Source organism: Methylobacterium sp. 190mf, from assembly GCF_900107945.1.
Taxonomy (GTDB): Bacteria; Pseudomonadota; Alphaproteobacteria; order Rhizobiales; family Beijerinckiaceae; genus Methylobacterium.
Genome location: NZ_FNVI01000007.1, coordinates 252,547 through 266,310 on the forward strand (window position 1 = coordinate 252,547; position 13,764 = coordinate 266,310).

General features: G+C 72.6%; 14 protein-coding genes and 1 pseudogene. 7 read left to right on the forward strand and 8 right to left on the reverse strand.

What is annotated here, in order from left to right:
* Window positions 1-5 precede the first annotated feature (5 nt).
* Complete coding sequence (locus tag C4T42_RS10920; protein WP_020095412.1) at window positions 6-1,337, forward strand: bifunctional 2-C-methyl-D-erythritol 4-phosphate cytidylyltransferase/2-C-methyl-D-erythritol 2,4-cyclodiphosphate synthase; 1,332 nt, start codon at window positions 6-8, stop codon at window positions 1,335-1,337.
* A gap of 59 nt (window positions 1,338-1,396) precedes the next feature.
* On the opposite strand, the gene C4T42_RS10925 is transcribed toward C4T42_RS10920, so the two are convergent.
* The gene (locus C4T42_RS10925) at window positions 1,397-1,795 is read right to left on the reverse strand and encodes an MAPEG family protein (RefSeq protein ID WP_020095413.1); all 399 of its coding nucleotides are present in this window, start codon (window positions 1,793-1,795) and stop codon (window positions 1,397-1,399) included.
* 103 nt (window positions 1,796-1,898) lie between these two features.
* Here C4T42_RS10925 and C4T42_RS10930 point away from each other — a divergent pair, with 103 nt between their 5' ends.
* Together C4T42_RS10930 and C4T42_RS31345 are read left to right on the forward strand one after the other, a co-directional pair.
* Entirely contained in the window at window positions 1,899-2,396 is a 498-nt protein-coding gene (locus C4T42_RS10930) for a CinA family protein (RefSeq protein WP_020095414.1), read from the forward strand.
* A gap of 77 nt (window positions 2,397-2,473) precedes the next feature.
* A pseudogene (locus C4T42_RS31345) lies at window positions 2,474-2,622 on the forward strand (FAD-dependent oxidoreductase); the annotation flags it as partial.
* Window positions 2,623-2,900: 278 nt separating this feature from the next.
* Here C4T42_RS31345 and C4T42_RS10935 read toward each other — a convergent pair.
* The 7 genes from C4T42_RS10935 to C4T42_RS10965 all read right to left on the reverse strand — a co-directional run bounded on the left by C4T42_RS10935 (window position 2,901) and on the right by C4T42_RS10965 (window position 10,003).
* Complete coding sequence (locus C4T42_RS10935; protein ID WP_020095415.1) at window positions 2,901-3,359, reverse strand: type II toxin-antitoxin system RatA family toxin; 459 nt, start codon at window positions 3,357-3,359, stop codon at window positions 2,901-2,903.
* A 15-nt stretch (window positions 3,360-3,374) separates the two neighbouring features.
* Window positions 3,375-4,358, reverse strand: a complete 984-nt coding sequence (gene lipA, locus C4T42_RS10940) for a lipoyl synthase (RefSeq protein WP_020095416.1) — start codon at window positions 4,356-4,358, stop codon at window positions 3,375-3,377.
* A 134-nt stretch (window positions 4,359-4,492) separates the two neighbouring features.
* Window positions 4,493-5,224 carry an MIP/aquaporin family protein gene (locus C4T42_RS10945; protein ID WP_020095417.1) on the reverse strand — a complete coding sequence of 244 codons (732 nt, stop codon included), beginning with the start codon at window positions 5,222-5,224 and terminating at the stop codon, window positions 4,493-4,495.
* A gap of 259 nt (window positions 5,225-5,483) precedes the next feature.
* The gene (gene glpK, locus C4T42_RS10950) at window positions 5,484-6,989 is read right to left on the reverse strand and encodes a glycerol kinase GlpK (protein ID WP_020095418.1); all 1,506 of its coding nucleotides are present in this window, start codon (window positions 6,987-6,989) and stop codon (window positions 5,484-5,486) included.
* 55 nt (window positions 6,990-7,044) lie between these two features.
* Complete coding sequence (gene glpD, locus C4T42_RS10955; protein ID WP_020095419.1) at window positions 7,045-8,577, reverse strand: glycerol-3-phosphate dehydrogenase; 1,533 nt, start codon at window positions 8,575-8,577, stop codon at window positions 7,045-7,047.
* A gap of 83 nt (window positions 8,578-8,660) precedes the next feature.
* Entirely contained in the window at window positions 8,661-9,482 is an 822-nt protein-coding gene (locus C4T42_RS10960; protein ID WP_020095420.1) for a DeoR family transcriptional regulator, read from the reverse strand.
* 278 nt (window positions 9,483-9,760) lie between these two features.
* Window positions 9,761-10,003, reverse strand: coding sequence for a hypothetical protein (locus C4T42_RS10965; protein WP_026605287.1), 243 nt, complete (start codon window positions 10,001-10,003; stop codon window positions 9,761-9,763).
* 207 nt (window positions 10,004-10,210) lie between these two features.
* Between C4T42_RS10965 and C4T42_RS10970 the strand changes: the two genes are divergently transcribed.
* The 4 genes from C4T42_RS10970 to C4T42_RS10985 form a co-directional block, all read left to right on the forward strand.
* A complete protein-coding gene (locus tag C4T42_RS10970) occupies window positions 10,211-10,705 on the forward strand; it encodes a chemotaxis protein CheW (protein WP_026605288.1) in 495 nt (164 codons plus the stop codon).
* Between the two features lie 7 nt (window positions 10,706-10,712).
* Window positions 10,713-12,245 carry a protein-glutamate O-methyltransferase CheR gene (locus C4T42_RS10975; protein ID WP_020095423.1) on the forward strand — a complete coding sequence of 511 codons (1,533 nt, stop codon included), beginning with the start codon at window positions 10,713-10,715 and terminating at the stop codon, window positions 12,243-12,245.
* Entirely contained in the window at window positions 12,245-12,817 is a 573-nt protein-coding gene (locus tag C4T42_RS10980; RefSeq protein WP_020095424.1) for a chemotaxis protein CheW, read from the forward strand. The genes C4T42_RS10975 and C4T42_RS10980 overlap by 1 nt, the downstream gene beginning before the upstream one ends.
* A gap of 36 nt (window positions 12,818-12,853) precedes the next feature.
* A partial coding sequence (locus C4T42_RS10985) for a HAMP domain-containing protein (protein ID WP_146073994.1) occupies window positions 12,854-13,764 on the forward strand: 911 nt, incomplete at its 3' end.

Sequence of the window (13,764 nt, forward strand, 5' to 3'; positions counted from 1 at the left end):
TGCCCATGCCCGCCACCGGCACGCCAGCCACCGGACCCGCCAGCGCGGGAGCCGGCGTCGCCGCGGTGGTGGTGGCGGCCGGACGCGGCATCCGCATCGGCGGCGGCACCCCCAAGCAGTACCGCCGAGTCGGCGGCCAGGCGGTCCTCACCCGCACCCTGGCGGCGCTCGCGGCGGACGACGCGATCGCGCGGATCCAGCCTGTGATCGCCGCCGACGCGGCGGAGTTCTTCCGCGACTGCCTGGAGGAACTCGCGCCCGCGATCCGCGCCAAGCTCGCGCCGCCGGTCGAGGGCGGCGCGACGCGCCAGCTCTCCGTGCGCGCCGGTCTCGAGGCCCTGGCCGCCGGCGACGCGCCCGAGATCGTGCTCGTCCACGATGCCGCCCGCCCCTACGTGGATTCCGCTTTGATCGCCCGGGCGATCGCGGCTGGCCGCGACCACGGGGCGGCCGTTCCCGGCGTGCCGGTCACCGACACGGTCAAGCGCGTCGTCGACATCGCGCCCGGCATCGGCCGGGTGCACGAGACCCCGCCGCGGGAGCACCTGCGCGCGGTCCAGACACCCCAGGCCTTCGTGTTCGGCCCGCTGCTCGGCGCCCACCGAGACGCCGCCGCGCAGGGCCTCGACGGTTTCACCGACGACGGCGCCCTCGCCGAATGGGCCGGCCTGCCGGTGGTGGTGTTCGCGGGCGACGTCGCCAACCGCAAGATCACCCAGCCCGCCGACCTGATCGAGGCGGACCGCGCCTTCGCGACCGAGACCACCGCATTGCCAGCGCCGGGAGCCCGCGCCATGACCACCTACGTGACCCGCCTCGGCACCGGCTTCGACGTGCACGCCTTCACCACCGGCGACCATGTCTGGCTGGGCGGAGTGAAGATCCCCGCCGACCGCGGCGTGCTCGCCCATTCGGACGGCGACGTCGCGCTGCACGCCCTGACCGACGCCCTGCTCGGGGCCATCGCGGACGGCGATATCGGCACCCACTTCCCACCCTCCGACGAGCGCTGGCGCGGGGCTTCCTCGGACCAGTTCCTGGCCCATGCCTGCGACCTCGTCCGTGCCCGCGGCGGCCGCATCGACCACCTCGACATCACCGTGCTCGCCGAGGCTCCCCGCATCGGCAAGCACCGCGAGGAGATCCGCGCGCGCATCGCCGCCATCGCGGGCGTTCCGCTCTCGGCGGTCTCCATCAAGGCGACGACCACCGAGAAGCTCGGCTTCGTCGGCCGGGCGGAGGGGCTCGCCGCCCAGGCGGCCGCGACGGTCCGGCTGCCCGAGGAGGACGGCCCCGCCCTCGACGCGCAGGCCGAGACGGCGATGCGGCAGGGCTGAGCGGCCAGGGCTGGGCGGCCAGGGCTGGGCGGCCAGGGCTGGGCGCGTCGCGCTCGGTGTCAGGCCACCCGCACCAGCAGCGCGATCGCCGCGACGCCCAGGACCGCCATCGTCAGCAGGATGCCGCCGCCCCGGCAGGCGAACTGGCGCGGCGAGTTCGGGGGCGCGAACATCCCGATCGGGTGCAGGATCCGGGCGACCAGCAGGGCGACCAGCAGCGCCCGGACGAGCCCGTGGCTGCCGCCGCTCGCCTCCAGCAGGCCGATGACGATCAGGGCCAGCGGCACGTATTCCGCGAAATTGGCGTGCGAGCGCACGCGCCTGAGGACCGTGTCGTCGCCGCCGTCGCCGAGCAGCACGTTCCCGGAGACGCGGGCCCCGATCACCCATCCCGAGAGGCCTAGGTACACGAGGGCGAGCAGCCCGGCGTAGAAGGCCGTGGTCGCGGGGAAGATCATGGAAGGGCTGTCTCCAGTCGGCGGCCGCCGGTCCTTGAGCCGGGCTCGGCCATGGGTCACAACAGGAGATAGGGCGGCGGCGCCCGAGGGGAGCCCGTTCGCGATGGTCGACGACGCAGAGCTTCTCGCCCGGGCCGAGGCGCTGGTGACCGCCTACGCGGCGGACGGGCGCACCGTCGCCACCGCCGAGTCCTGCACGGGCGGCCTCGTGGCCGGGCTGCTCACCGCGGTACCGGGCTCGTCGGCCGTCCTGGAGCGCGGCTTCGTCACCTACTCGAACGACGCGAAGGCCGAGGCGATCGGTGTGCCCATCGACCTGATCCGCCGGCACGGCGCGGTCAGCGAGCCCGTGGCGCGGGCGATGGCCGCCGGGGCGCTGGCCGCGTCGCGGGCCTCCGTCGCTGTCGCGATCACCGGCATCGCCGGCCCGGGGGGCGGGAGCGCCGAGAAGCCGGTGGGGCTGGTGCATTTCGGCCTCAGTCGGCGAGATGGCGAGACGCGCCACCTGGAGCGGCGTTACGGCGATCTCGGGCGCGCGGGCATCCGCCGCGCCGCCGTGGCCGACGCGCTCGGTCTGTTGGAGGACGCCCTCGGCGACTGATCGCGGCACGGGAAGGACGGCCCACGGGTACGGTGACGACCCGCCTCTGCCTCGTCGGCGGGGGCCCCGCCGGGACGATGGCCGGCCTGCTCTTCGTCCGCGCGAGCCTCGACGTCACCGTTCTGGAGACGCACGCGGACTTCCTGCGCGACTTCCGCGGCGACACCATCCACCCCTCCAGCCGATGGACGAGCCGGGCTTCACCGAGCGCTTCCGCGCCCTCCCCCATTCAGTCCCGCGTGATCGCCGCGTCGCTGGCGGCCGACGTGCCGCTCCGGGCGCCGCTGGCCCTGCGCCTCCTCGACGCCCTGCCGCGGCTTCAGGTCCTTCCGGCGCTGAGGATCGGGATGGATGTGCGGCCCGAGCACGTGCGCGTGTCGCTGCGGGCCTGACGCCATCCCTGCGCACCGTCTTTGCGAGCGCAGCGAAGCAATCCAGGGCAACGCCACATTCGGCGGCGTCCCATTTCCCTGGGTCGCTTCACGGTGCGCGCGAGGACGGCGGCTAAGCCCGCGCCCCGTACATCCGGTTCGCCCGCCCCTCGAAAGCGTCGGTGAACTTGCGGAAGGCGCGGTCGAACATCGTGCCCATGAGGAGCCCCAGGGTGCGGCTCTTGAACTCGTAGGTGATGAAGAAGTCGACGTTGCAGCCGCCGTCGGGGCCGTCCTTGAACAGCCAGCGGTTCTCCAAGTGCCGGAACGGGCCGTCGATGTACTCGGCGACGATCTTGAGACTCGCCGGATCGAGGGTGACCCGGGTGGTGAAGCGCTCGCGGATCGCCTTGTAGCCGACGCCCATCTCGGCGATCAGCACCTGGCCGCCCTCGGGCATGTCCTGCCGGCGGATCACCCGCAGGGATTCGCAGAGCGGCAGGAACTCGGGGTAGCGCTCCACGTCGGCGACGAGGTCGTACATCTGCTGCGGCGTGTGCTTCACCGCGCGGGTGACCCGGAAGGACGGCATGGTCTTCGGATATCCTCAGGCCGAGAGCGCGGGCGACAGTTTGGCCAGGCGCGCCGCCTGCAAACGCGCGAAATCCTCGCCGGCATGGTGCGACGAGCGCGTGAGCGGCGTGGCCGAGACCAGCAGGAAACCCTTGGCGTAGGCGGTGGTCTCGTAGGCCTTGAACTCGTCGGGGGGGACGAAGCGCACGACCTCGTGGTGCTTCTTCGACGGCTGCAGGTACTGGCCGACGGTGAGGAAGTCGACGTCGGCCGAGCGCAGGTCGTCCATGAGCTGGAGCACCTCGTTCCGCTCCTCGCCGAGCCCCACCATGATGCCGGACTTGGTGAAGATCGTCGGGTCGAGCTCCTTCACCCGCTGCAGCAGGCGCACCGAGTGGAAGTAGCGGGCACCCGGCCGCACCGTGAGGTACTTGGCCGGCACCGTTTCCAGGTTGTGATTGAACACGTCGGGCTTGGCGGCGACCACGACCTCCAGCGCCCCGTCCTTGCGCAGGAAGTCGGGCGTCAGGATCTCGACGGTCGTGCCGGGGCTCGCGAGCCGGATGGCCGCGATGGTCCGGGCGAAATGCTCGGCGCCGCCGTCCTTCAGGTCGTCCCGGTCCACCGAGGTGATGACCACGTGGTGCAGGCCGAGCTTGGCCACCGAATCGGCGATCTTGTCCGGCTCGCCCAGGTCGAGGGCGTCGGGCAGGCCGGTGCGCACGTTGCAGAAGGCGCAGGCCCGCGTGCAGGTGTCGCCCATGATCATGAAGGTGGCGTGCCGCTTCTCCCAGCACTCGCCGATATTCGGGCAGCCCGCCTCCTCGCAGACCGTGACCAGACCGTGCTCGCGCACGATTTTCTGCGTCTCGGACCAGGCCCTCGAACCCGGCGCCTTCACGCGGATCCAGTCCGGCTTCTTGGCCTGGACGGGCTGGTCGGGCCGGTGCGCCTTCTCGGGGTGGCGCAGGCGGACCGGCCGCGGATCGTTCTTCAGGGTGTCGAGGACGACGGCCATGGGTCGGGGGCACACCGCGGGCAAGCGCCCCAGGGGCGCGGTCGGGATCGTCCTGACTTAAGGCCCAAGGCCGCGCGCCGCAAACCGCCGCGACGCCGGGCCGCCCCGCGGTGGTTGAGGGTGCGGCCGTTCCGTCAGATCCCCAGCGCCCGGACGAAGAGCCCGGCCAGCACCGCCCCGACCAGGGGCGCGGCCACCGGGATCAGCGCGTAGCCCCAGTCGGAGCTGCCCTTGCCGGCGATCGGCAGCACCGCGTGGGCGACGCGCGGCCCGAGGTCGCGGGCCGGATTGATGGCGTAGCCGGTGGTGCCGCCGAGCGACAGGCCGATGCCCCAGACCAGCATGCCGACCATGTAGGGCGCGACGGCCCGCGGGATCGCGCCGGCCGAGCCCAGGGTGGTGGTCACGAGGGCGGAGATCGTCAGGATCAGGAAGAAGGTCGCGATGATCTCGGAGATCCAGTTGGCCTTCGCGTCGCGGATCGCCGGGCCGGTGCAGAAGCAGGCGAGCTTGAGGCCGGGATCCTGGGTCGCGCCCCAGTGCGGCAGGTAGTGGAGCCAGACGAGCACGGCGCCCACGAAGGCGCCGAGCATCTGGGCCGGGATGTAGACGGGGATCTTGCTGAAATCGCCGGAACTGACCGCGCCCGCCACGGTGACGGCCGGGTTGATATGGGCGTCGGCGCTGCCGGTGGCGTTGGCCACGAAGACGCCCGCGAGGACCGCGAAGGCCCAGCCCGCCGTGATGGCGATCCAGCCGGCATTCTCGCCCTTGGAATGCTTGAGCAGGGCGCCGGCCACGACGCCGTCGCCGAGCACGATCAGGGTCATGGTGCCCAGGAATTCGCCCAGGAAGGGTGATGTCATCGTCTCGTCTCCCCCGTTCGCTGCTTTTTGTGAAAGTTCAAAGCTTTGGCGAGCGCGTGAACGCCGGTGGCGGTCACCGAATGGTTACGCAGATCCGGGCCGGCACCCTCTCCTGCGGTACCGGAGCGCCCCGGAGGCCTCTTCGAAGGCCTCCGGGGATCCCGCGGCGATCTGGAGCCCTTCTTCGAGGCCGCCGCGCAGCGGCTCCGGATGCGGGCGCGAGTGGGACTGCGCGGGGCGTGTGCGCCCCGAGCCCGTCTCAATCCTCGTCGGTCTTCCAGTCGAAGGAGCGCTGCACAGCCCGGCTCCAGGCGGCGGCGATCTTCTCGCGCTGGCCGGCATCCATCTTCGGCGTCCAGCGCTTGTCGACGCCCCAGTTGCGCTTGAGGTCGTCGAGGCCCTTCCAGTAGCCGACCGCGAGACCCGCCGCGTAGGCGGCGCCGAGCGCCGTGGTCTCGGCCACCTTCGGGCGCACCACCGGCACGTCGAGCAGGTCGGACTGGAACTGCATCAGGGTGTTGTTGGCGACCATGCCGCCGTCGGCCCGCAACTCCTTGACGGGGATGCCAGAATCCTTGGCCATGGCCTGCAGCACCTCGCGGGTCTGGAAGGCGGTCGCCTCCAGCACCGAGCGGGCGATGTGGCCGCGGTTGACGTAGCGGGTCAGGCCGATGATCAGGCCGCGGGCGCCCTCGTTCCAGTGCGGCGCGTAGAGGCCCGAGAAGGCCGGCACGAAGTAGACGCCGCCGTTGTCCTCGACCGTCGTGGCGAGCGTCTCGACCTCGGCGGAATCCTTGATCATGTGCAGGTTGTCGCGCAGCCACTGCACCAGGGCGCCCGTGATGGCGATCGAGCCTTCGAGCGCGTAGGCCGGCTTCTGGCCGTCGAGGCGGTAGGCCAGCGTGGTGACGAGGCCGGCCTTCGACGGGACCGGCTCCTCGCCGGTGTTCATCAGCGCGAAGCAGCCGGTGCCGTAGGTGTTCTTGGCCTCGCCCGGCGCGAAGCAGGTCTGGCCGAACAGGGCCGCCTGCTGGTCGCCCAGGATGCCGGCGATCGGAACGCCCGCGAACGGAGCGCTGGTCTCGCCGTAGACCTCGCTCGACGAGACGATCTTCGGCAGCATCGCCCGCGGGATGCCGAAGGTCGACAGCATGCCCTCGTCCCAGTCGAGGGTCTTCAGTGACATGAGCTGCGTGCGGCTGGCGTTGGTCACGTCGGTGACGTGGAGGCCGCCCTCGGTGCCGCCGGTCAGGTTCCAGACGAGCCACGTGTCGATGTTGCCGAACAGCACGTCCCCGGCCTCGGCCTTCTGCCGGGCGCCCTCGACGTGGTCGAGCAGCCAGCGCAGCTTGAGGCCGGAGAAGTAGCTCGCCAGCGGCAGGCCGGTGAGGTCGCGGAACCGGTCGCGGCCGCCGTCGCGGGCGAACTCGCCCACCAGCCGGTCGTTGCGGGTGTCCTGCCAGACCAGGGCGTTGTGCAGGGGCTTGCCGGTCGTCCGGTCCCAGATCAGCGTGGTCTCGCGCTGGTTGGTGATGCCGACTGCCGCGAGGTCGGAGGGCTGGAGCCCGCCCTTCTCCAGGGCCTCGCGCATCACGCTCTGGGTCTTCGTCCAGATCTCGGTGGCGTCGTGCTCGACGTGGCCGGGAGCCGGGTAGATCTGCGCGTGCTCGGCCTGGGCGAGTGCGATCACGCTGCCCTCCCGGTCGAACACGATGAAGCGGCTGCTGGTTGTGCCCTGGTCGATGGCCCCGACGTAACGGCTCATCGTTCCCTCCCCTAGATGGCCCGAGCGGTCTGTCGCCGGATCGGGTTCGAAAGCGTCAGGCGGCCTCGGCCCTGCGGTCGAGGTAGGCGGCGAGGCGCGCGGCGCTCTCCGCGCCGGTGCGCAGACCGAGCTTGGAGCGCCGCCACAGGATGTCGTCGGCGGTGACCGCCCACTCCTCGGTGCGCAGGTAGTCGACCTCGGCCGCCGTGAGGCCGCCGTCGAAGGCCTCGCCGAGATCCGCCAGGGACTGCGCCGTCCCGACGATGTCCCGGGCCCGGGTGCCGTAGGCGCGGGCGAGGCGGCGGGCGGTCTCCTCCGGAAGGAACGGCGTCTCGGCCCGCAGCTTGGCGAGGAACTGGTCGAAATCGGCGTCCTTCATGGCGCCGCCCGGCAGGACCGCGTCGCCGGTCCAGGACTTCCCGAGGTGCGGGAAGTAGGGCTTCAGCTTCTCGAGCGCGTGCTCGGCGAGCCGCCGGTAGGTCGTGATCTTGCCGCCGAAGACCGACAGCACCGCAGCCGCCCCGCCCTGGTCCTCCACGTCGAGGACGTAGTCGCGGGTCACGGCCGACGCGTTCTCGGCCGCGTCGTCGTAGAGCGGGCGCACGCCCGAGTAGCTCCAGACCACGTCGGCCGGGGTGATCGTCGTGTCGAAGGAGCGGTTGATGCAGCCGCAGAGGTAGTCGGTCTCGCTCTCGGAGATCGAGACCGGGCCGGGCTCGCCCTCGTAGGGGACGTCGGTGGTGCCGATCAGCGTGAAGTCGCGCTCGTAGGGGATCGCGAAGATGATGCGCTTGTCGGGCTGCTGCAGGATGTAGGCCTGATCGCCCGCGAACAGGCGCTTGACCACGATGTGGCTGCCCTTGATCAGCCGCACCGCCGCGCGGCTGTTGATGCCGAGCGTGCCGCCGAGCGTCTCGCTGACCCACGGGCCGGCGGCGTTGACGACGGCCTTCGCGTGGACCGTCCGCTCGGTGCCGCCGCGCTCGTCGCGCAGCGTCGCGACCCAGCCGTCACCCTCGCGCCGGGCCGAGACGACGCCGGTGCGGGTCATCACCGTGGCGCCGCGCTCGCGGGCGTCCATGGCGTTGAGCACCACGAGGCGGCTGTCCTCGACCCAGCAGTCGGAATAGACGAAGCCGCGCGTCAGGCGCCGCTGCAGCGGCGCCCCGTAGGCGGAGCTGCGCAGGTCGACCCCGTGCGAGCCCGGGAGCGTGCGCAGCCGCGCGAGGTGATCGTAGAGGAACAGGCCGAGCCGCAGCATCCAGGCCGGGCGCAGGCCCTCGTCGTGAGGCAGGACGAAGCGCAGGGGCCAGATCACGTGCGGGGCGAGCCGCAGCAGCCGCTCGCGCTCGGCGAGCGCCTCACGCACGAGGCGGAACTCGTAGTATTCGAGGTAGCGCAGGCCGCCGTGGATCAGCTTCGTCGACGACGAGGAGGTGAAGCCGGCCAAGTCACCGCGCTCGGCCAGCAGGACCGACAGACCCCGGCCGGCCGCGTCCCGGGCGATGCCCGTGCCGTTGATGCCGCCGCCGATGATCAGGAGATCGTAGGCGTCGGACGGCTCGCGCTGTCGCGGTGCAGCCGCCATGATTCCTCCTGGGCCGCCTTGGTGGCGGTTCGGCACTATATTGACGCGGCGGTCGGCTTTCGCAAGCGAAAAATTGATGTTCGTTACGGTTCGTCCGCGCTGTCGGCGACCGCCAAGTTTACGCCCAGGCGCTCCATGAGCGCGACGATCTCGGCCGGTGGCGCCCGGTCGGTGAAGAAGGTGTCGACCTGCTCCAGGCGCCCGACCTGGACCATGGGCCGCCGCGTGAACTTGGTGTGGTCGGCCACCAGGAAGGTTTTCCGGGCATGGGCCAGGATGGTCTGGGTCGCCCGCACCTCCTCGTAATCGTAGTCGAGGAGCGCCCCGTCGCCGTCGATGCCGCTGATGCCGATCACCGCCACGTCGACCCGGAACTGGCTGAGCGTGTCGCAGGTGAGCTGACCCAGCACCGCGCCATCGCGGTTCCGCACGGTGCCGCCCGCCACGACGATGCGGAACTCGGTCGTCTCGGCGAGCGAGATCGCCACGTTGAGGTTGTTGGTGATGATGCTGAGATCGTCGTGTCGGGTCAGCTCGCGGGCGACGGCCTCCGGTGTCGTGCCGATGTTGATGAAGACCGAGCAGTGCGACGGGATACGGCTCGCCGCGAGGCGGCCGATCCGGCTCTTCTCCGGCAGCAGGGTCACCCGCCGGTCGGCGTAATCGATGTTCTCGACGCTGGAGGGCAGGCCGCCGCCGCCGCGGTAGCGCTCCAGCCGCCCCTCGGCGCTCAGCTCGTTGAGGTCGCGCCGGATCGTCTGGACGGTGACGCCGAACTGCGCCGCCAGGGCCTCGATCGTCACGAAGCCGCGCTGGCGGACCGAGGCGACGATCGCGCTGCGCCGCCCCTCGACACCGGTCGCCTCGATCCTGTCGTCGGATCTCCGGTCGAGCGGTCGTGACATCGATACTCCCTCGCCTTCGTGAGGCCGTCGCACCGCTGTACTGATTGCCGGACGATGTTCGTTTGCGAACATGTTCGGGCGTAGCGGCTTTCGCACAACTCTGGACCGCGCCGCGCCGGCCGGCAACAGTCGGACGGCACGCGTCGACCGGACTGCACTATGCTTCAGGCCCGCACGACCGGCATTTCGCCTGCGACCGGGCATAAAAAAGGCCTGCCGCGGGTGCGACAGGCCGAGCCACCCGGACGACGCCTGCGGCGCGTCCCGGTGTTCGCCACTCACATGTGGTGGCGCATCCGGCGATGATGCTTCATCCGCTTGTGCTTCATGCGCTTGCGCATCATCGGACGCGCGGCCGGAGCGGCTCCCTGCTCCATCGCGGCCGCCTCGCCGGCGCGCTCCAGGCCGCCGCGCGGGCCGCCGGCCTGCGCGCCCGAGGCGTTGTAGGGCGAGTTGCCCTGGGCGTAGGCGGAGCCCGCGAGGAGCGTCAGCGACGCGGCGGCCAACAGAAGTTTCCTCATCGTCAATCCCTGGCGTAGACCGGCGCAGGCAAAGCGCCGCGCCTCGTCAGGCGCGTTGCCGCTGCGTCGGAAAATAAGCGGCTCAGGCGAGACTTGGTTCCGCGTCATCGCGCCCGTGCGGCGCACAATTGCCGGCAGCGTTAACTCGGCCTATGTCGCGACCCGTCCCGGCCCGGCCGCGACCGAGCAACAGGGGAGCGGGTGGCGGTGGCCAGCAGCGGTTCGGCCTATCTCCTGCTGGATGTCGCAGGCACGGCCTGCGCCCTGCCCCGCGGCGCGGTCGCCGAGATCCTGCCGCTGCCGGATCTGCACGCGCCGCCCGCTTCCGGCAGCTGGCTCACCGGATTCCTCAATCTCGGCGGCACGCCGGTCCCGGTCGTCGACCTCGCGGCGCTGCTCGGCCTGCGCCCGGCCGGCGCGACGCCCGGTCTCTACGCCCATCTCGCGCTGATGCAGGGCGAGGCCGTCGCGTACCTCGTCGATCGCGTGGCGGACCTCGCGACCGTCCCGGATTCCGCGGTCCGGCCGGCCGAGGCGGCCGACACGCTCAACGGCTGCGTCGCGGCCGAGCTCGTCCTCGGCGAGCGCCTCGTCCACGCTCTGGCGCCGGAGCGCCTCCTGACCGTGCAGGAACGGGCCCGCGTCGACGCCCTGGCCCGGGCGGCCGCCGAACGTCTCGCCGCGCTGCCGCACGCCGTCTGACCGCGCGATGGCCCGACCGGGGAATCCCCGTCCCGACCTGAGTGCCGATCCCGCCTACGCGCCGCTCAAGGCGCGGATCATCGCGCGCACCGGCCACCACTACTACACCGACAAGGACGAGCTGCTGATCGAGCGGCTGCACCGCCGGTTCCGCGCCGCCGCCGTGGCCGATTGCGCCGCCTACGCGGCCCTCCTGTCGAGCGGCGCGGAAGGCGAGGCGGAATGGGCCCGGCTGGAAGCTGAGATCACCGTCGGCGAGACGTTCTTCTTCCGCTACGCCGAGCAGTTCAGCGCGCTGCGCGCGACGATCCTGCCGGCGCTGATCGCGGCGCGGGCGTCCGAGCGCGTCCTGCGGATCTGGAGCGCGGGCTGCTCCACCGGGGCCGAGGCCTATTCCCTGGCGATCCTGGTGCACGAGCTGCTCGGCGACGCCCTGCCCGAGTGGCGGGTGGCGATCCTCGGCACCGACATCAGCGTCGAGGCGCTCGCCACGGCCCGCGCCGCCGAGTACGGCCGCTGGGCGCTCCGGACCATGCCGCCGGAGGACCGGCTCCGCTACTTCACCCGGCTGCCGCCCGCGCCGGGCATCCGGCGCGAGGGCGGCTACGCCCTCCGGCCCGAATACCGCGGTCCGGTCCGGTTCGAGCGCGGCAACCTGCTGAGCCTCGTCGAGCCGGGGCCGCCGCAGGGCGAGCCCTTCGACCTGATCCTCTGCCGGAACGTGCTGATCTACTTCGATGCCCGGACGGTCGCCGCGGTGGTGCGCGGGCTGGGCCGAAGGTTGCGGCCGGAGGGCTGGCTGCTCCTCGGCCACGCCGAGCCGAGTCCCGCCTTCGCGAGCTTCCTCGACGCCGTCAGCCTGCCGGGGACCGTGGCCTACCGACCGCGCGCCGAGGCGCCGCCGGTCGCGCCATCGGTCGACCTGTCCGGTGCGCCCGCACCGGACCCCGTCCCTCCGGCGCGACAGGCGACGGAGCCGCCCCCGGCGGATCCTGGCCCGGGCCAGTCCGGGGCCGCAGAGGCCGACGCCGCGGCCGTTCCCTCCCCGGACCCGGTCGCCGCACCCGGCACCGGTCCGGCTCCCGCAGCGCCCGAGACCCGGGAGGACCGGCCGGAAGAGGAGGACGCCGTCGACCTCGACCGGATCCGCGCGCTGGCCGATTCCGGCGAGACCGGAGCGGCCTGGCGGGCGCTGCGGGGCGCCCTCGACCGCGATCCGACCGACACCGCCCTGCGCTTCTACGAGGGTCTCCTGGCCCGCACCCTCGGACGCGACGCCGAGGCCGAGCGGGCGCTGCGGGCCGCGCTCTACCTCGACCGCGGTTTCGTGATGGCCCACTACCACCTCGGCCTGCTGCTGATCGCGCTGCGACGGCCGCACGAGGCGCTCCGCGCCCTCGACAACGCCGTCGCCTTGAGTCAAGCCCTCGGGCCGGACACGGCGCTGCCCGAGGGCGACGGCGCCTCCGCGGGCGAGATCGCGGCCAGCGCGGCCGCGGCCCGCGCCGCGCTCGGCGGCGCCGGCAGCAGGAGGTCCTGATGGGCGCAGGCCCGAGTGCACAGGGCGGCCGTCCGCGGCCGGAGCGGGACCTGCGCGCCGAGCGCGCCGCCGCCCTCGCCCGGCGCGGTGCCGCGGCGGCCGCGACCGATTCGGGCGTCGATCACCTCGTCTGCGCCTGCGGCGGCGAGCGCTACGGCGTGCCGCTGGCGGCCGTCGCCCAGGTCCTGCCGTCGCGCCCCGCCACGCCGATGCCCGGGGCGGTGCCGGCGCTGGACGGTCTCGTCGCCCTGTCCGGGCGGATCGTCGGCGTGCTCAGCCTCGCCCGGGCCCTCGGCCGGCCGGATCCCGCGTCCGACGCCGACGCGGCGGCCCACATGATCGTGCTGCGCGGCGTCCACCCCCAGCCCCTCGCCCTCGCGGTGGACCGGGTCCTGGGCATCGCCCGGGCCCCTGGCGCGGTCGCCGCGGCCGGCGCCGGGGCGGCCGATCCCGACCGCTTGGGCAACGAGGCCGCCTCGGTCTATGCCCCGGCCTCCGGGGCGGCGGGCGACGGCCGTCCCGACTTCGTCGTCATCGACCTCCCCCGCCTCCTGCGCCGCGCGCTGCCCTGACCGGGCCGCCTGCCCCAACCGGAGCCATCCCCGCCCGTGTCGCTCTCGATCGGAAAACGCATCCTCCTCGGCTTCTTCGCCATCACGGTGGTGGTGGTGGCGCTCGGCCTCTACGCCCTGGAGCAGATCGGCGCCGTGCGCGACACGACCGACGCGATCGTCCGGCGGGACATGACGATCCTGCGCCAGCTCGACGATCTCGGGAACGACGCGCGCGACCTCGGTCTCCTGCGCCGCACGGCCGTGATCACGATGCTGATGCAGGCCCAGGGGCGCGCGACCCAGGCCGGCGACACCCTGGCGACCTGGCGCCAGACCGCGGCCCAGGTCGAGAACCGGCTCGCCACGACGATCCAGCTCGCCACCCAGTACCGGACGCAGGTCGTATCCGCCGAGCGCGTCGCGGCCTGGGACCGCATCGCCGCGGCGGCGACCGCGGTCCAGGGCTCGTTCCGCGAGGTCAGGGCGCAGGGCGAGGCGCAGTTCGCCGCCATCGCCCAGCAGGACGTCGCGGCGGTCGAGGCCCGCAACGCGGAGATCGCGCGGCTGCAGGCACCCTTCCTCGAGGGGATCAAGAACCTCCGCTCGCAGCTCGACGGCGGCATGGCGCTGGGACAGCGCGCCGCGCAGGAGGTCTACGAGCGCTCGCGCCTCTCGATCTACCTGACCCTGGCCGCCGCGGTGCTGCTGGCGGTCCTGATCACGTGGCTGATCAGCCGCGCGGTGGTGCGGCCGCTCGAGACGGTCATGGCTTTCGTCGGCCGCGTCGGCGAGGGCGACCTGTCTGGCCAGCTGGCGGCGGGCGGGCGCGACGAGATCGGCCGTCTGAGCACGACGCTGAACACGATGGTCTCGGGTCTGTCGGACCTGGCGCGGACGAACCGGGCGGCGACGGCGGACCTGAACGCGGCCGCGGCCGAGATCCGCGCCTCGGCGCAGGAGCAGGC

What these genes read in the sequence shown, in the direction of transcription:
- C4T42_RS10920 (WP_020095412.1), top strand. Translation starts at nt 6, where the DNA reads ATGCCCGCCACCGGCACGCCAGCCACCGGACCCGCCAGCGCGGGAGCC.
- C4T42_RS10925 (WP_020095413.1), bottom strand. Translation starts at nt 1,795, where the DNA reads ATGATCTTCCCCGCGACCACGGCCTTCTACGCCGGGCTGCTCGCCCTC.
- C4T42_RS10930 (WP_020095414.1), top strand. Translation starts at nt 1,899, where the DNA reads ATGGTCGACGACGCAGAGCTTCTCGCCCGGGCCGAGGCGCTGGTGACC.
- C4T42_RS10935 (WP_020095415.1), bottom strand. Translation starts at nt 3,359, where the DNA reads ATGCCGTCCTTCCGGGTCACCCGCGCGGTGAAGCACACGCCGCAGCAG.
- lipA (WP_020095416.1), bottom strand. Translation starts at nt 4,358, where the DNA reads ATGGCCGTCGTCCTCGACACCCTGAAGAACGATCCGCGGCCGGTCCGC.
- C4T42_RS10945 (WP_020095417.1), bottom strand. Translation starts at nt 5,224, where the DNA reads ATGACATCACCCTTCCTGGGCGAATTCCTGGGCACCATGACCCTGATC.
- glpK (WP_020095418.1), bottom strand. Translation starts at nt 6,989, where the DNA reads ATGAGCCGTTACGTCGGGGCCATCGACCAGGGCACAACCAGCAGCCGC.
- glpD (WP_020095419.1), bottom strand. Translation starts at nt 8,577, where the DNA reads ATGGCGGCTGCACCGCGACAGCGCGAGCCGTCCGACGCCTACGATCTC.
- C4T42_RS10960 (WP_020095420.1), bottom strand. Translation starts at nt 9,482, where the DNA reads ATGTCACGACCGCTCGACCGGAGATCCGACGACAGGATCGAGGCGACC.
- C4T42_RS10965 (WP_026605287.1), bottom strand. Translation starts at nt 10,003, where the DNA reads ATGAGGAAACTTCTGTTGGCCGCCGCGTCGCTGACGCTCCTCGCGGGC.
- C4T42_RS10975 (WP_020095423.1), top strand. Translation starts at nt 10,713, where the DNA reads ATGGCCCGACCGGGGAATCCCCGTCCCGACCTGAGTGCCGATCCCGCC.
- C4T42_RS10980 (WP_020095424.1), top strand. Translation starts at nt 12,245, where the DNA reads ATGGGCGCAGGCCCGAGTGCACAGGGCGGCCGTCCGCGGCCGGAGCGG.